The organism is Winogradskyella ludwigii, assembly GCF_013403985.1.
GTDB lineage: Bacteria > Bacteroidota > Bacteroidia > Flavobacteriales > Flavobacteriaceae > Winogradskyella > Winogradskyella ludwigii.
In genome coordinates, this window is record NZ_JABFDF010000001.1 from 423814 (window position 1) to 442979 (window position 19166).

At 31.0% G+C, this 19166-nt stretch carries 11 protein-coding genes; all 11 read right to left on the reverse strand.

The genetic code is table 11. The features are described from left to right. Position 1: 1 nt before the first annotated feature. Positions 2 to 1504: a T9SS type A sorting domain-containing protein gene (locus HM981_RS01865; RefSeq protein ID WP_179336887.1), complete on the reverse strand. Its 1503-nt coding sequence runs from the start codon at positions 1502 to 1504 to the stop codon at positions 2 to 4. Positions 1505 to 1696: 192 nt separating this feature from the next. Then, the gene (locus HM981_RS01870; RefSeq protein ID WP_179336888.1) at positions 1697 to 2728 is read right to left on the reverse strand and encodes a hypothetical protein; all 1032 of its coding nucleotides are present in this window, start codon (positions 2726 to 2728) and stop codon (positions 1697 to 1699) included. 155 nt (positions 2729 to 2883) lie between these two features. Beyond that, entirely contained in the window at positions 2884 to 4779 is a 1896-nt protein-coding gene (locus tag HM981_RS01875; protein WP_179336889.1) for a leucine-rich repeat domain-containing protein, read from the reverse strand. Between the two features lie 153 nt (positions 4780 to 4932). After that, complete coding sequence (locus HM981_RS01880) at positions 4933 to 7041, reverse strand: T9SS type A sorting domain-containing protein (RefSeq protein ID WP_179336890.1); 2109 nt, start codon at positions 7039 to 7041, stop codon at positions 4933 to 4935. Between the two features lie 152 nt (positions 7042 to 7193). Next, complete coding sequence (locus tag HM981_RS01885) at positions 7194 to 9188, reverse strand: T9SS type A sorting domain-containing protein (protein ID WP_179336891.1); 1995 nt, start codon at positions 9186 to 9188, stop codon at positions 7194 to 7196. Between the two features lie 312 nt (positions 9189 to 9500). Next, positions 9501 to 10253: a LytR/AlgR family response regulator transcription factor gene (locus HM981_RS01890; protein WP_179336892.1), complete on the reverse strand. Its 753-nt coding sequence runs from the start codon at positions 10251 to 10253 to the stop codon at positions 9501 to 9503. Positions 10254 to 10255: 2 nt separating this feature from the next. Further along, entirely contained in the window at positions 10256 to 12103 is a 1848-nt protein-coding gene (locus HM981_RS01895; protein ID WP_179336893.1) for a histidine kinase, read from the reverse strand. Between the two features lie 324 nt (positions 12104 to 12427). Next, positions 12428 to 15304, reverse strand: a complete 2877-nt coding sequence (locus tag HM981_RS01900; protein ID WP_179336894.1) for a sensor histidine kinase — start codon at positions 15302 to 15304, stop codon at positions 12428 to 12430. A 287-nt stretch (positions 15305 to 15591) separates the two neighbouring features. Further along, positions 15592 to 15948, reverse strand: coding sequence for a hypothetical protein (locus tag HM981_RS01905; RefSeq protein WP_179336895.1), 357 nt, complete (start codon positions 15946 to 15948; stop codon positions 15592 to 15594). A 16-nt stretch (positions 15949 to 15964) separates the two neighbouring features. Further along, positions 15965 to 16810, reverse strand: coding sequence for a hypothetical protein (locus HM981_RS01910; protein WP_179336896.1), 846 nt, complete (start codon positions 16808 to 16810; stop codon positions 15965 to 15967). Positions 16811 to 16968: 158 nt separating this feature from the next. Further along, on the reverse strand, positions 16969 to 19098 hold the full coding sequence (locus HM981_RS01915; protein ID WP_179336897.1) for a T9SS type A sorting domain-containing protein: 2130 nt from the start codon (positions 19096 to 19098) through the stop codon (positions 16969 to 16971). Positions 19099 to 19166: the final 68 nt, after the last annotated feature.

The window sequence follows — 19166 nt, forward strand, 5'->3', positions numbered from 1 at the left end:
ATTACTGCTTCACTATTTTAGAGGTAAATTCTCTTCCATTACTAACCACTTTCATTAGATATAAACCTGTTGTTAAATTTGATACATCTAGTGTTTTAGATTTACTTTCTAAAACGAGTTCACCTAATAAGTTATACATTTCAATTGTATCTATTGTTAAACTAGATTGAATGTGTAATTCGTTTTGTACAGGATTAGGATAGATATTAATTTCAGAAACTTTAAACTCTGGTGTAGACAAATTACCATCTTGTACTAATAAATCAAACCATAACGAACCTCCTCTATCAGTAGAATCATCATTCCAAGTTTGTAAATAATAAGATGTATTAGGAGATACAGAGACATCTTCTAATGATGCATTACTGCACCCATTGTCTAAGGGAACTAAATCATAACAATCTCCTTCCCATAATTGTAAATTGTATCCTGAATCTATAATAACATCAACCGTTAGATTTTCACCTGAATTAAAGGCAAACCAAACATCTTTTCTATTAGCGACATCACTGCAACTAGGTGTTTGTAACGACGTCGTGGCAAATTCATTATTTGCTGTTATCATTTCACCGAAGGTCAATAGATTAATGGTATATCCACAATTATCATTTGAATTGACTCCGCAAACATTTTCTACTTCAAAATTACTATTACAACCAGGTGCATTATTTTCAAAAATACCTGGAAGCATAACACCTTCTTCTATATTACTATCTATAAAAAAACAGACTTGATCTGTGCTACAAATTGATAAATTGGGATTGTTTCTTATAATTAAACCATCATCAAAATAACTTCCTGCAAAGATTGCACTAATATCTGTTAAGTTCTGATTGCCTTCTATATATAAAAAATCATCAAAACCACTGGACACAAGGCCATTTAAACTTTGAAGATTATTGTTATTAGAAATATGAACTGTTTCTCCATATATTTCATCAAGACCTGTTAAATCTATAAGACTGTCATTATCAGAGATACTTGTATATTCTGCTGCTGCATAATTTTCTAATCCATTTAAGTTTAAAAGGGCATCATTGTTTTCAATATAAAGCCAAGTAAGTGGACTAAAAGAACTAGGTGCACCATCTACACTAAGCAACATAGGGTTATTAGTAATAGTAAATGAGCTTTCAAAACCAGATTGACTTTGAAAATTTTCTAATCCATTAATCGTTAATAATGATGCGTTATTAGATATAGAAAACGTCGTGCCTGTACCTTCAACATATTGTATAATTATATTAGGATTTAAGCCATTTGTATTTTGTAATATTAAATTATTACTAATTGAAAAACTCGTACAAGATTCTATTTGATGAAGTCCGTTTAAATCGGTAATATCATCTCCTGAAATAACAAAGCTATCAACTTCTGTACAGTTTGGATAGTTGGTAGCAAAGGCATTTATTTCTGCTTGTGAAGTAAATATGCCTCCTGTTGGTGGACATTGACTAAAACTTAGTATTGGCAATAAGAAAAAGACGAGTAGTAAATGTTTCATTTTTTGGTATTTACTCTAAAGGTAAAAAAATTTTTAGAATAATAGCAATAGAACTATTCCTATGATGATATAGAATAGCACAAGAAAAATTTCTAATTTATTTTGCTTTAAATACTTCATAAATGATAAAAAAAGTTGGACTAAAATTAATTAGTCCAACTTTTCGAAATTTTAGAATTAATTTTACTATTATTAGTTTACGTTAACCGTATTACCACAACCCGAATTTTTGCGGTACACTTGTACATTAGTAGAATAATAAGCATTACTTCCACCAGACTTCGTTATTTTTTGTAAATAAGCATCTTGATCACAGCTCCATCTGGCTGTTCCACCAGCACTAATTCTTGTTCCTGGATTACTACTTCCAGCTCTACCTACATAAATTTCATGATTCGAGTTATTACGAAGTGTTACCGTGTTTTTTAACTCTGATGCCTGATAGTTTGCCTCATTTTGTTTTATTCTTCTTTGCAAGTCTTTATACTCTGGCGTTGCTTTTATAGAATCGTTGTAGCGTTTTATTTCTTCGTCACCTGCTTCTCTTGCACGCTTAATTTTTGCAATATCTGTTTTGTCTTGTGCAGTTATTGGACTCGCTTGCTTGGCTTTCATCGCCGTGACGTAATCGTTGAATATCTTTTCAATATTTACCGTTTGTATATATTTATAGGTTGGTGATTGTCCTGTAGCTTCTAACTTAGCTTTCATACGGCCTAAAAAACCACCTTTCTTCTTTTTCTTCTTTCCTGTGTCTTCTTTTGTTTCGCTACGATCTTTTACCATAACATATACCGCAGTAACATTCTTCACTTCTGGAACACCTTCACTTGGTATGTAACTAATCTTAAATAACAAATCGTCAATGACCATGTAACCATCTAACCCTCTTTTGTAAGTGTTTTTTATGGTCATTACATTTGGGTAACTATCTACTCTATCATAATCGCCTAGTTCAGACGCTCCAAAACCACCATAAGTTTCAGAAACTGGTTTAGCCTCAAAGCCCACAGGCTGTCCGGTTGCTAATTTTATTACGGTAATAGTTACTGCAGGTTTACCACTTACAATAGCTACAGTGCCATCGTCATTTATAGATATACCAGAAAACCCTTCGTAGGTTGCTGTCTCACCATTAGCTTCAAGCGCTTCGTAAAAGGTTTTTTGAGCTTGCGCTATGGTTGCTGTAAAAATTAAAGCAACCGTTATTATTATTTTTTTCATAAAAGGTTAAATTTTAAGTTTATATAGTGTCAAATATCGAATATGGACTCATTGTAAAATGGCTTGAGTTTCTGAAATGCTAATTTCAACTTCTAAACAAAAAAAATCTCGTAAGCATAGCACTTACGAGATTTATAAAAACACAAAACTATGTGTTATTGCTTGACGAAGCGTTTGGTTGAAACGTTTCCGTTTTCGTCTTCTATTTTAATCAAAAATACTCCGTTTGATAAACCAGAAACATCAATTTGATTATTTCGAGTTTTTAGTACCTCTTTCCCTAACATAGAATAGACAGTTGCTTGCTTGATGTTTTGAGTCATTTCTATATTTAAAATTGAACTTGTTGGGTTTGGGTGTAATGAGATTGAATTTAGATGAAAATCATCTATGCTTAATGCTGCGCAGTCGTCACTATAACTTGCTGTTGCATCTTTCTGCCATCCTGATGTTGGCGTGAAGCCTGCATCTCTTTGAATACAGGTTAAATCTAGGTTGTTAAGTGCATTAAATTGAACTAAATTCGGATTGTATCCATTAGCTATATCTAGACTACTTAGTTGATTATTACTACAATCTAGTCCTTGTAAAGCCGTATTTGCTGAAACATCTAAACTTATGAGCTGATTATAACTACAGCCTAGTCCTTGTAAAGCTGTATTTGCTGAAACATTTATATTACTTAGTTGATTATTACTACACTGCAACACTCCTAAGTCCGTATTTGCTAAAACGTCTAAACTGGTGAGTTGATTATAACTACAATATAACTGTGTTAAAGCTGTATTCGTAGAAACATCCAAAGCACTTAGTTGATTGGCTTCACAATCTAAATATTCTAAGTCAGTGTTTGCAGAAACATCTAAACTTGTAAACATATTACTACTAATCGAAAGTCTTGTTAAAGCCATATTTTGTGATACATTTAAACTGCTTAATTGATTAGTATAACATTCTAAATTTATCAAAGCCGTATTTTGTGATACATCCAAACTTGTTAAATTATTATTATAACAGTATAATTGAGTTAAGTTCGTAAACGCCTCAATTCCTGTTAAATCTGAAATAGATAGGTTGCCAACATTTATGGCTCCCGTAAAAGCACTTGCCTCACTACATTGTATTTCTGCATCACCATTGGTGTTTATAGCGGTGTTTCCAACTAAATAAGATTTAAAGTTGGCATCTGAGATATTTACAGTACAAGGTGCTAAATTAGTGTCTGTATATTTATAAATACCTGGTAGTGTTCCAACCACAGCGATATAAATATCTTCACCATCAATATCTATACCTCTTGGATTATTGATCGATTGACCTATGTACGAAACTACTCCTGTACCCGATTTATGAATTTTACGAATATATCCTGTACTTGCACTGCTAACAAAATACAGATAATCATTTACAAAATGAATTCCCCATGGTTTTGGCAAGCCACTTTTCACCAATTGAGCCATTGGTGTCGCTGCTGCTAAGTCTATTTTATAGATAGCTCCATTACTGCTGCCTGTACCAGTATATGTAAAATACATAATTGCCCCTTCATTAGTAACATCTGCTATATATTGATGACTTACTGGCAATGAAGCAACAAATACACTCGAGTTAACACCTGTAGCTTTACGTAATTCGTTTAGCGAATTATTATTAGGATTTGTAGATGTAAAATATAATTCATTATTATAAATGTAAACTGTAGACACAGTTCCTGAGGTATTTAATGCTTCATAAGAGCTTGTTGGTATTGTACCTCCAACATAAGCCGATCTAATACCATAACCTGGCACATAAATATTCTGGTTTAGACTCCAAAGATTATAGCCATTATAACTTATACCATTACTAGTGAACCCTGTAGACACAGTTTCGAAATTATTTGTCCCAACTTGATTTTTATTAGCTCTTAAAAGATTAGCATTACTCGTGGTATAGACATAATCATCTACTACTGTGACACCTCTTGCGTCTCCGCTACCTGATGCAATTCTTGTTTGCGCATAACTTAATGTTGAAATTAACATCAATAATAAAAGTAATTTTGTTTTCATAGGTTAAGAATTTTAAAGTTTATAAAATCAAATATCTTAAACCAGCCTACTAAAAATCCAACTTAACTTCTGAAACAACAATCTCAACTTCTAAAGCAAAAAAAATCTCGTAAGTGTAAGAGTTACGAGATTTAAAATAACTACGATTAATCGTTATTGCTTAACAAAACGTTTGGTTGAAACGTTTCCGTTTTCATCTTCTATTTTAATCAAAAATACTCCGTTTGATAAACGAGAAACATCAATCTGTTTATTTTGAGTTTTTAGCACTTCTTTACCTAACATAGAATAGACAGTTGCTTGTTTTATGTTTTGAGTCATTTCAATATTTAACATTGAACTTGTTGGGTTTGGGTGTAATGAGATTGAGTTTAGATTAAAATCATTTACGCTTAGTGAGCAGTTAGTGCTAAAACTTGTTTGTGTGTCAATGTTTGTCCAGTTGTTTGTACTGTATGTTGCGTCATCTACTTGTATACAAATTAAATTTGAGTTTCCTGTTGCCTCAAAATAAGCATCAATAGTGTTAGCATTATTTCCATTGGCTACATTTAAACTCGTTAATACATTATTTGCGCAACCAAGAATTAATAAGTCCGGATTTTGTGATACATCTAAACTACTTAAAGTATTATCTCCGCAGCTTAGTGTTATTAGAGCTACATTTTGAGAAACATCTATACTACTTATTGTATTATTAAAACAGTAAAGCCATTTTAAAGCTGTAAATGTTTCTATACCTGTTAAATCTGAGATAGAACTATTAGCACAATTTATAGACCCTGTAAAATTACTTGCTTCACTACACTCAATCTCTGCATTACCGTTTGTGTTTATTGCTGTATCTGCTACAAGTATTGTTTTAAAGTTAGCATCTGGTATATTTACGATGCAAGGAGCTACATAACAGTTATCACTATAATTTGCTACTCCGTCCTTTTGCCAAGCTGTTGGTGGAGGTGTAAAACCAGCATCGACTTGAATACAAGTTAAATTTGGGTTATTAAGCGTATTGAATTGAACAATATTAGCATTGTTTCCATTAGCGACATTTAAACTCGTTAAGGAATTATTAAGACATCTTAAAGCAATTAAAGAGGTGTTACTAGTGATATCTAAGCTAGTTAATGCATTATTATTACAAAATAATCCTGTAATATTTGTAAAAGCTTCTATACCTGTTAAATCTGATATAGATTGATTTTGAACATCTAAAATACCTGTAAAAGCTAATGCTTCAGTATAACTAATTTCAGAATCTATATTTGTATTTATTGCTGTATTTGCTAGTAAAGCAGCTTTTAAATTAGCATCTGGTATGGTTACATAACAAAAATTACAATTTGTACTAAAACTAGCAACACCATTGTCTATATAAAAAAAGTTAACACTATTAATATATGCTACATCATCTACTTGAATACAGGTTAAATCTGGGTTGTTTCTTGCTGTAAAGGATGTGATAGCTGTATTATTTCCATTTGCCACATTTAAAATTTCTAATGAATTATTCTGACAATTTAATAACTCTAAAACTATATTATTAGCAAGGTCTAAAGATGTTAATGAATTATAACTACAATTTAATTGTGTAATATTCGTAAAAGCTTCTAATCCAACCAAATTTGAGATAGATTGGTTAGAAACATTAATTGCTCCTGTAAAAGCTGTTGCTTCTGCACAACTAATTTCTGTATCACTATCAGTGTTTATTGCTATATTACTTACTAAATAAGATTTAAAGTTCGTGTCTAGAATATTTACTGTACAAGGTTCTAGAATAGACACATCAAAATTTAAATCGAAATTAGGCTGTTCAATTATTATCCCGTTATCACTTTGAAAAAAAGTACCACCTGAATAACCTCCAGCAAAATCAAATAAAATATCAACGTTGTTTATGGTAATTTCAAAAGTATATTGGACATTATTAACCATATTTACAACACCTGTAATATCTACTCTAATAGGATCGTTAGCTTGACTTACCGTAATTGCAGGATGTGATTGCGTGTATATTGGTGAACCGCTTACCTGATTGCCAGAAAATATCTTTAAGGTTCCAGCCGGAATTGTACCTGCAGATGCGGCTAAGAATTGAACATATTCTAAAGTCCCATCACATTGTGCTATATATCCCTGACCACAACTATAATTAGGACTAAGACTACTAGTTCCTTGACTAAAGCTTGTGGTACATAGTTGAGCTTGGATATTTAAAAAGCTACACACAGCTAGTAATAAAAGTAATTTTGTTTTCATAATAGGTTCTCTTTTAAGATTTAGAACACAAATATGAAGAATGAAGCTTCAAAAAAAGGCTGTTAATTTCTGAAACACCACTTTGAACTTCTAAACAAAAAAAATCTCGTAAGCATTACACTTACGAGATTTCTAAAAAACAAAACCATGTGTTATTGCTTGATAAAGCGTTTAATTGAAACGTTTCCAGTTTTATCTTCAATATTGATAATGTACATGCCACTTTTTAAGTTTGATGTATTTATGGTTTTTGAATTTGTTTTTAAAACCTCTGCTCCCAAAATAGAATAGATCGTTGCTTGCTTTAGATCTTGAGTCATTTCAATATTTAACCCTGAAATAGATGGATTTGGATATAGGACTATTTTATCGACTTCAAATGACTGTACACTTAACGTAAAGCAATTTGTACTATAAGCTGAAGAACTCGCTATTTGCCACCCGTTAGTTACACTGGGCGTAAAACCTGAATCTATTTGCACACATGTTAATACTGAATTATTTACACACTGAAAACGACTAAAACTAGAGTTGTTTCCGTTTGCCACATTAATCTCACTTAATTGTGTACTATTTCCTTTAAAATCGGTTAATTGTGTCATAGTACTAAGGTCTAATTGCCCAGTAAGTCCTGCATTGTTTTCAAGTAAAAGCTGTGTTAATTTAGTATTATTAGAAAGATCAACACTTGTAAGTGCATTACTAAAAGCCTGTAAAGCTACAATTTCCGTAAATGCTTCTATTCCTGTAAGGTCCTGAATACTCTGACCTCCAATACTAATTCCGCCTGAGTACAAACTAGCTTCACTACATTGTATTTCAGAATCACCATTAGTATTAATATTACTATTACCTATTAAATATGCTTTAAAAGCAGCATCTGGAATGGTTATATTACACGAGCAAGTCTCGTCAAAACTAGTTTGCGAATCTATGTTTGTCCAATTTGAATCACTGTAAGCTGCATCATCAACTTTTATACAATCGAGATTAGAATTAGACGTCGCGTTAAAAACAGTCGTTGAGAAATTTGTATTGTTTCCGTTGGCTACATTCAACTCAAAAAGATCATTATCATTACAAGCTATTTCTGTTAAAACAGAATTTGTTGAAACGTCTAAGTTTGTTATTTGATTTGAGCCACATATCAAACTATTTAAACCCGTAAGTGCACTCACATCTAAAGCTGAAAGTTGATTTGTGTTTACATCTAACTGTACTAAATTTATGTTATTACTAACATCAAGACTTGTGAGCATATTTGCGTTACAATACAAATCTACCAATTGTGTGTTTAATAAAAGATTTAAACTTCCAAGTTGGTTATTAGAACAATCTAAGACCAATAAATCATCATTAGACGTTAAGTCTATATTAGTTAATTGGTTATTAGAACAGTCCAATTCTGTAAGATTAAAAAATCGATCAATTCCTGTTAAATCTTGAATAGATAAGTTTGATACTAAAATAGCACCTGAATACACCGCTGCTTCATCACATTGAATTTCAGTATCTCCATTTGTATTTATAGCGGTATTATTTAGAAGATAATTTTTAAAATTGGCATCTGGAATCGTTACAAAACAAGTACCAAAGCAGTTATAGCCAAATACAGAACCGTTGCTTGTTTGCCAGTGAAAATCAGGTGAAAAACCAGGATCTAACTGTACACAAGTTAACGAAAAATTTAAGCTACCTTCAAAACGCGTTACATTAGCATTATTACCATTAGCCATATTAATAGACTCTAATTGGGTACTGGTTGTTTTAACATCTGTAAGCATTGTTAATGCTCCAAGGTCTAGTTGTCCGGCTAAGTTATTGTTGTTTTCTAATAAAAGCTGCGTAAGTTTTGTGTTTTGAGATACATCTACACTAGTTAATGAGTTACCAAAAGCCTGTAAAACAACTATTTCTGTAAATTCTTCAATACCTACAAGACTTTGGATACTTTGATTTCCAACAGCAATTCCGCCTGTATAAGCGTTTGCTTCACTTACTTGTATTTCACTATCTCCATTAGTATTTATATTACTATTAGCAACTAATGCCGCCTTAAAATTTGCATCTGGGATATTTACATTTTGGCCAAAGCTATAGTAGCTTGTAGCAATTAAACAACAGATTAAAAGTAATTTTGTTTTCATAATAGGTTATATTTTTAAGATTTATGAAAACAAAGATCTACGATGAAGCCTATATAAAATGGTATAAACTTCTGAAACACCACTTTCAACTTCTAAACAAAAAAAAATCCCGTAAGCCCCTACACTTACGAGATTATTAGAAGATTTTTTCACCCTATAAAGCAACGAATAATTACAACTTTGCTTTTATCTTCTATTTTTGATTTAACTTTTTATTCTTTTATTCTAATCCAATTAATGGCAAATGCAAGCGCATTCTCTTCGGCTTTAAAACCATAATCACTATTATTCTATTTTGAACTCTAAATGAAGCTATCCTATATTTTGAACTATAGTTAAAAACTCTTCCTTTTTATCATTAGAAATAGATACGGTTTTATCATTTTCCATCACGATATAACCTCCATCTTTTTTAATATATTCTTTGATATAAGATAGATTAATAAGATGTGAGCGATGCGGACGATAAAACGTTTTTATGTCATTAAGGATATCTACAAAGAATTTTAAAGGTTTACTTACTAAGATACTTCCATCTATAGTTGTTGAAACATTTGTATACATGCCGTCTGCTTCTAACATAATAATATCAGTAAAATTCACAAACTTAATGCCATCTGCATTTGGCAATCCTATTTTTTTAAAGTTAGAATCTTGCAAACTTGTTTTTAATTCCGCTAGTCGTTTGTTGATTTGGGTATTGCCTAAAAACGCAATCGCTTTATCTACTGCCTCCTTAACCTGACTAGGTCTTACAGGCTTTAACAAATAATCTATAGCAGACAATTGAAAAGCTTGTATAGCATATTCGCTATACGCCGTAGTGAAAATGATTTCGAAATTATAAACTTCTTTTTCAATAAAATTTAAAATTTCTAAACCAGAATGCTCAGGCATTTCAATATCTAAAAACACTATACTTGGTGATTCTTTTTTTATAAGTTCTACACCTGAAATTAAGTCATCAGCTTCAAAAATTTGAGTAATCTTAGGGCAATTTTCTTCTACTAAAATATGTAAAACATGTCTTGCTTTTTTTTCGTCGTCTATAATTAATGCTTTCATTTTTACTTTTTAATAATAGGGATTACTAAAATCACTTTTGTCCCAACAGCTTTTTCATTGTCTTTTAAATCGATAAACTCCACACCGATTTTTTTATCACGGCCATAATTTAATAAATCTAATCGTTCCGTAGTCGCTTTTAAGGCAAAGGATTTGTGTTGCCCTTCTCTTTTCGTGTTTATTTTTTTCGATTTCTCTCTACCAATGCCGTTATCTTCAATGATACATTCTATAATTTTATCTGAAGTTTTAGAAATAGATATATGAAGTTTTCTATTATCTTTTTTATGCAATAAACCATGCTTTAATGCATTTTCAACATAAGGCTGAACTAACATTGTTGGGATATTAATCTCATCGAAATTCGCAGTCTCATCAACTTGAATGGTATATTCTAATTGTTCTTCAAAACGTAATTTCTCAAGCTCTAAGTAGAGCTTTAAATTATGAACTTCATCCTGAATTGAAATGAATCCTGTATCACTAAAATGAAGGTAATTCCGGATTAAATCGGCGAACTTCCCTAAATAATCACTCGCCAGATTTTTTTGATTTAACACAATATAATCCTGAATAGAATTAAGCGCATTAAATATAAAATGTGGATTCATTTGTGCTTTCAAAGCCTTTAGTTCAGAATCTCTGTATTGCTTTTCAATGGCTAATCGCTTCTGTGTTTCTTTAAGTTCTATAGTTACTAATTCTGCTTTCTTCTTCGCTTTTAATCGACTAAAATAAAAGATGGACACGAGTAGTATCAAGCCAGCAATTACAGCTGTACTAATAAAATAGATTTTATTTTTTTGATTAATGGTTTCAGTTAGTTTTAGTTTAGCTTCGGCTCTTTCTTTTTGAGTCGTAATTTGTTCTGTTTCGTATTCTGTTCTTATTCTATTAAGTTGAAAGGCTTGTTCTTTTTTAAATACAGAATCTTTATTTTGAATAAATAACTCAAAAGCTTCATTACTTTCTTTGTATTTGCCTAAGCTTGCGAGTATATCCTTTCTATTTTCATAGGTTAATCGAAGTCCTTTTGCATAATTTAGTGCATTATAATGCGTTAATGACGTATCGTTATACTGCAGTGCTTCTCTATAATTTTTCATTTTATAGTAAGCCTTCCCTAAATTCAAATAACTGAAGCCCAAATGAAAATGATTGTTAGGCTCTTTTTTTCTAATTATTTTTGCCGCTTTGTTTAAAAGAATTATAGCATCAACATAGCTTTTATCATATTCTATATCTGCTTCTCCTTGCAAATTTAAAACACTTGCTAGCCAAATTGTGTCTTTTTGTATGAGTGAAAATTCTTTAGCTTGCTTTAGGTTCTTTGTTACATATTCATAACTATTTTTAGTTTTAACACCAATTATTCCAAATAAGGTATGTGTTAATATTAAATATTCTACATCGTTAGATTTTTGTGCATAATTATGTGCCTTTAACGCATATTGTTTAGCTTCCTTATATTGAGATTGTTCGTATAGCGAATAACTAATGTTAACGTTTGTTACAGCAGCAAGTTTTTGATCATCAATAGACTCATAAATTTGCGCTGATTTTATGAGATAGGTAATTGATTTTTCCGTTTCCCCTTGGTAATTATACACTCCTGCAAGGGTACCGTAAGATTTACCTATACCTCTTAAATAATCATGCTTTTTAGAATAATTCAAAGTATAATTAGCCATCGTTTCGGCAGCCTCTAAATCAGTATTCATTAGACCTCTAACAATAACTAATATACTGTCTACTTTCTTAATTACAATACTGTCATTTGCTTCTTCTTTTTGAGCAAAACAAAGTTGACCAATAAAAATAATTACGAAAAATAAGATTGCTTTTTTCATTATTTAATACTGAGAAAGGTATAATTAAATTTTATACTGAAAAGAAGGCCTTCTTCAAGAGGAAACAAAAATAAAATTAATAACAAAGGGTCATTTGCTTTTCTTCTGAAAAACGGTTTTGAGTTTCTAAAGCGAATATGGTAATGATTCATAGGTAGCCATTATCTCTTTTCGAGTATTCTTCGATACACTTAAAATTAATTTATACGAACGATTTGGTCTGTAAAATATGAAAAAGGCAACCAAAATTCCTCAAAACACTTTAGGTTCTTCACCTATAATTACGACTTCCTTGTCTTATTTTATCAGGATCTGTTTTAGAGATTAATCTGTGGTATACGGAATGGTAATATCAACTTGCGTGCCTATAGGCATATCTTTATCAAACAGATCAGTAATAACCACACCAACTTGTTTTTCTTTGCCGTAGTTTAATAATGCTAATCGATCTTGTGTGGCTTTAGTAGCAAAAGACGGATGGTTTTTACGACTTCTAGCCTTAAACTTTTCGGCTTGCGCTCTACCAACACCATTATCTACAATAATACATTGCACTGTTTTTGATACTTCATTTACAAAGAAATTGATTCTTAAATCACGATTCGTTTTACGATGTAACAATCCGTGTTTTAAAGCATTTTCTACATAAGGTTGAACAAGCATTGTTGGTATATTAACCTCATCTGGTTTTAAATTACCAGAAGTTGTAATGGCATAATGCAGCTTATCTTCGAAACGTAATTTCTCTAATTCTAAATACATTTCTAAACAATCTATTTCTTCTTGTAAGGTGATTTTTCCTTTGGTACTATGGCTGAGGTAGGTTCTAATTAAATCGGCAAACTTCCCTAGATATTCACTAGCTAGTTTTTTTTGATTGAGCATAATATACTCTTGAATAGAATTAAGCGCATTGAATATAAAATGCGGATTCATCTGCGAGCGTAAATTTTCTAGCTTTAAAGCGATTAACTCATTATCTAAAGAGAGTTGTCTAATCTCTATTTCTTTCGCTATTTCTTTATTTTTTAATTTCCTTTTGTAATACAAAATAATGAGACCTACAACAGATAAACTGTAGGCTAAAATAAACCACCACTTTTTCCAATATGGCAATTTGATATTCAATTTAATACTTTTAAGGTTAGCGTCAGTCCCGTCAATAATTGATGTTGGCCTTACCTGAAACGCATATTTACCCACTGGTAGACTACTGTATTTTACGGTATTCACACCTAAATCTGTAGTAATCCAATTATTATTATAACCAACTAAACGGTATTGATACGTTTTATTTATATTGTATAAAATACCATTGACATTAAAACTAAATTGAATTGAATTCTGATTATAATCTAAATCATAATCCGTTCCTAGATCAGTCGATTCTTCATTAATTCTTATGTCATTAAAATAAATTTCGGGTTGTGACGTCGTTTTAAATACCTTCTCTTTATCAAAAGAAAAAATCCCCTTATTTGAAGACAACACCACGCGATTCTTTAAGACTTCGATTCCAGAAATTTTGTAAGACAAAATACCATCTGTCTTGTTTAAATTTTTAAAATCCTTCCTATCCGTATTAAATACTTGCAAACCTTTTGGTGTCGCTATCCAAATCGAATTTTCGTCTGCCTTTAAATATTTAATCTGATCAGACAACAAGCCTTCTTCTGTAGTGTAATGCGCAATAACTTGATTATCTCTTATTGCAAAAATTCCATTTTTAAACGTTCCCACCCAAACGATGCCATCTGCAGTTTCCGTAATAGAAATGGCTAAAATCTCTTTCTCTTTATAGCGTATTGTAGTGGACTTAAAGTCGTTATCTAAAACTAATAAATCATCTACATACCCAATAAAAATAGTATTGCTATTTTCACTGTAGTAGGTTGTATAGATCCGCTTGTTATCAGAAAATGTTTTAACTAACTCTGCTTTATTATTCAAAAAAGCCAATCTGCTATAGGTTCCAAAAAGTGTCATTGTTTCATTAACGCGAGAAAAACTTTTCACACCAAGAAATTCATGTTTTTTTATGGTTTCTAATGTTTTGTTATTTACAAAATAACCACCATCATCGATACTTACATAACTATATCCAATATTAGAATTATACTGTATTGCAGAGACTTTATTACCCAGATTAGCAGATGCTTTATAAGTAGAAGCATCAACGTTTAAAAACCCTACGACTCCACTTTTAGAACCAAAAAACACAAGCGAATCATTCACCTTATCGATTGCCCTAATATCATCGCTGTTTTCAGGCAATTTATGTTTTACAACCTCTATATTCGGAATTAAATGAACACCATTACTAAGTGTGGACACCCAAAAATTTTGATCTTTATCAATGATAACGTCAGTAACGATTTCATCTTCTAATATTTGGTTTTTAAGTGTGAATTCATTTTTATCGTTTTCATAAATATAAATTCCAGTATGGGTTAACACCCACATATTGTCCTTTATGGTCTTTATCCTAATAATCCTTTTATTTTTCAGAAGTTCTAATCCTATTGTAGCATCCGTAGTGCCTGTATTTAGGTTGATACTTCTAAACATGTTTTTATACTTAAATTGTTGAGAAAAAAATAAAATCTCATTTAGTTTAAAAACTTGAGTTTGACCTTGTGCTGTAGTTTTACCTTTAGTATCACGAAAGTGGATATTTAACAAAAATCGATTCGTTTCCCTTAAGTCTTTATTAAATAGTTTCACAGTATAAAAACTGATTATCATGTATGAATCCTTGAGCGGCATCAATCTAATGCCTCCATCATCACTAACTTCTTTTAAAAGAATATTCTTGGTAAGTAAATCAATGATATATATCGAATGACTTGCGGTTATTAAAAGTTTGTTATCTCGTATAGTGTAATTTGCTAACTTCCCTTTTAGCTCTTCTTTTAAATCTATAAAGGTGATGAGTTTGTTGTTTTCAACATAAAAAAACTGTCCTGAAATATTGGTACACCAAATACGTCCATTTTCATCTTCAAAAAGTTCGAAAACAGATAAGCCTCGCTTTTCTGGGTTAGTATATTGGGTATATGTTTTGCCATCATAACGATATAAACCGGTATCTGCAGCTAACCAAATAAACCCTTTACTATCTTCTAAAACATTATAAAACTCAATATCTGGTAAGCCATCTTTTTCAGTAAGATGAATAGACACAGGTTGCTGTGCTTCCATCAGAAAAGAAAGCAGAAAAAAACATAACAGAAAATAATTTCTATACAATTGAACAAACAAAATGTGAATGATAAAAATACAATTTACTATAATTAAATAATACTTAAATTTCTAAAATACAGTTTTGAGTTGCTGAGTAACATTTTAAGTGTCAAAAAAAACAAACATAATCCTAAAACAAATAAAGCTGAGCATTTAATGACTCAGCCTTAGCTAGAATTCTAATTAATAAAAAAACACATGATTACTATTAGCTCTAGTTTTGTTTTTAAACTCTCGTGGTAACTTTAGGACAACAAATTAACAACTAGCTCTTGCTCTGTGAAACCTCCGTTACCGTCTGAGGCAATCACTAAAATTGTATTTTCTCCAGATAAAAACAGGTTATATTCAATAACGTAAGTTAAAGCGTTTAAATCCTCAACTAATAAATTGTTGTTTAAGTAAACGGCATAAATAACAGTGTCATTATCTGGATCTATGGACGTTGTCCAATTAAAAGGTATACCGATACTTGTTGCCATTCCTTCTGTTAATACAAAAGTACTTGGGTTATTGTTTTCTTTCGATTGGTCATCATCTGAACTGCAGTTAAAAACCAATAACATTAAGCCAACTATAACCAAATTTTTAAATATTTTCATAAATCTTATATATTAATTAATGAAAAGGACTACCACAAGATTCTGCTGTTTTAGGACAACTCGCTTTGTGTTCATCTGCTAATTTCCAACCTCTAAGTGTTTTTTGACCTTCAGGACTCTGCCAATATGCATCGTTTTTACTCTTAATATATGCGGCATATTTTTTACCTTCAGCTTTTACTAGCTCTAAATCTGCTTCTTCTTTTGCAGTTGTTGTATGTGCCGCTTCTTTTGCTTTCATAGCCACTAAATAATCTGTGATCATTTTTTTATTGTCTTGAGACATTAGCGCTTTATACTCTGGTGCTTTTGTGTAATCTTCTTCAGAAGTTGTATTTAATGCAACGTTTTTTACCTTGTTAAGAAATTTCCCGAACTTTTTCTTCTTTTTCTTTACGGGTTCAACACCATCTGGAGTAGTACCTTTTAAAACGTAAACACGTCTAATTTCTCCAAATTCTGTTTTACTTTTAAAATCTTTAAGAAAAAACACATAATTACCTATAGCTACATAACCTTCGTAATACCCGTTATGAAAATTAATAGAGGTTAGCGGATAATTTATTAAATCGATATAGGTTTGTTTGGTCATATCTTGCCAATATTTCACAGATTGTTCGCCATCTTCCGAAACAGATAAAATTTCAAGTCCACAAGGAATATTCTGGTGCCTTCTTATTTTTATTTTCACTTCTTCTCCTGATCCTTGCGCATAAGTGGTGCCATCATTAAGTTTACCAATAGACCCATATTCTAAATAGGTAATATTGTCTCCATGGTCTTCTAAATTTTCAAAAAAAGTTTTTTGTGCAAATAAGTTTGTCGTTATTAATGCAACAAAAAATAATAAAATGGTTTTCATAATAAATTTGGTTTTATAATTATGAAACAAAAATGCAAAAGTACTGTAGGGTAATTTCTAACTTTTTAGTGAATGGTAGATTTTAGATAATGAATAGTAATAACAAAAAAAAGGAAAGCCATAATGACTTCCCTTTTTAAGACCTATACTAATTAGGTTTACTCTTTTATAAATCGTTTTATTTGCTGATGGCCTTCTAAATCTAGCATTTTAATTAGATAGATACCTTCTGAAAGATTAGAAACATCTACAGTTTTAGTATTCGTTTTAATAACTTCTTTTCCTAATAAAGAATAAATAGAAATAGTAGTGAGTTCTACTTTCGTCTCAATGTTTAATATGGAGTGTGCTGGATTAGGATAAATTGAAATTATGTTAGTTTGAAACTCTACATCTTCAGTATTTAAAGTGAAATTTGCACACTCTGAATCTAACTGATAAAACTCAGTAATTGAATTTTTAAAAGAATTATTTTGACTAAATGAAGGATCATCAACAAAAATACAAGTTAAATTAGGAGACCCAATAGTTTCTATATACAAATTATTAGCCACATTGGTTCCTGTTCTTAAATCAATATTTGACAAAGAATTACCACTAACGTAAATATAATTTATATTCAAATTTGAAGAAAAATCTAAATTACCTAAGTTATGTACATATTGGGCTTCTAAATATTGTAAACTTGTATTGGTTAATAAATCTATATGAGTTAAGCTTGTAAAGCTCATATTAACCGATTGTAGTAAATATAAACCGCTAATATCCAATAATGTTAAAGGGTTTCCTGCAACACTGGTACTATTTATATATCTGTTAGCTCTAAGATCTATAGTTGCGAGATTATTATAACTTAAATCCAATCCAACTATGTAAGGAAATGCTTGCAAGCCTGTAATATCTTGAATTGAGCTTGTGCTTACATAAATACTTCCTGTATAATCTCTAGCTTCTATAACTTGTATTTCCGAATCTCCATTACCATTTAATGAAGAATTACTTATTAAACTAGCCTTCAAAGCCGAATCTGGTATGTCTACAATCGCTGAGTCACAATTTAAAGAAAACATAGTATAAGCATTTGTGTTAGTCCAATTGGTTTCACTATAACTTACATCATCTACCTCAATACAATACAAAGCATAGTTATTTTCTACATTAAAATCCGCATCGCTTATATTACTATTATTACCGTTTTGAATGTTTAAAGTGATTAATGTATTGTTTTGAGCATCTAAGCTTGCTAGTGTAGTATTGCTAGACAAGTCTAAATGTTCTAAATTATTATTGCTAATATCTAAACTCGTTATATTTACAAAGGCCTCTAAGCCTTTACTGCTACTAATATTTAAGTTAGATACGTTAATGGCTCCTGTATAGTTTGTAGCTTCAGAAATTTGTATATCATTATCTCCATTAGCATTGATGGCAGAGTCACTTAGTAAAGCTGCTTTTAAGTTAACATCTGGAATATCTATAACTAAACCTTCGTTATATAATGCATTAACTTCAGCGGTAGTAATTCCACGTTCAAAGTAATAAATATCATCCATGAGTCCATCGTAGAGATCATTAGATGATCTCGATCCAGTTAGTGCTTCCATAGTACTTGTACTACTTATCATACCCATTTGCTGTGTCCCATTAAAAGGTAATGTAACCTGAACATCATCTTGAACTAAAACATTATCTACATATAATCTTTTTATGTATTGTTGATCCATTCCATCATTTTCCTTGTACATCATGGCAACAACATGATGCCAATTTCCATCTCTATAATTTTGATTGGCATATTGAAAATCCAGAGTATTACTACATGAATACCCATAATAACAGTCATATGCCGTTATAAATGCTAATTTGGTATTAAAAACAGCTATAATCCAACCTTTTTCTTGTCCATTATCGTATTGATCGAAAAGCGTTCCTAAATCGGTTGTATTAAACCAAAAACTAATAGCAAATTGGTTACCATCGTAACCACTACGATTTGGCATTGGTCCCATACTAAAATGTCCATTATTTAAATCGGTAGCCGAATTTGCATTCCCAAAACGGTCAGCCACAAAAGTTGGTGTTCCATAACCATCATTAAGCACTAAATCGTAATTGCTACCTGCTTCGTTAATAATATCTCCGTTTGTAAACGAATATTGCTTAGTTGCATCTGTGGGAAATTGTGCAAATGCATAACTGCTAATAAGCAGTAATAAAAAAAGTAATCTTGATTTACTCACGAGACATTTATTAATTATGTGTTCGTGAAAAAATGTAATTTTTTTCATAATAAATTTGGTTTTATAATTATGAAACAAAAATGCAAAAGTGCTGCAGTGTAATTTCTAACTTTTTA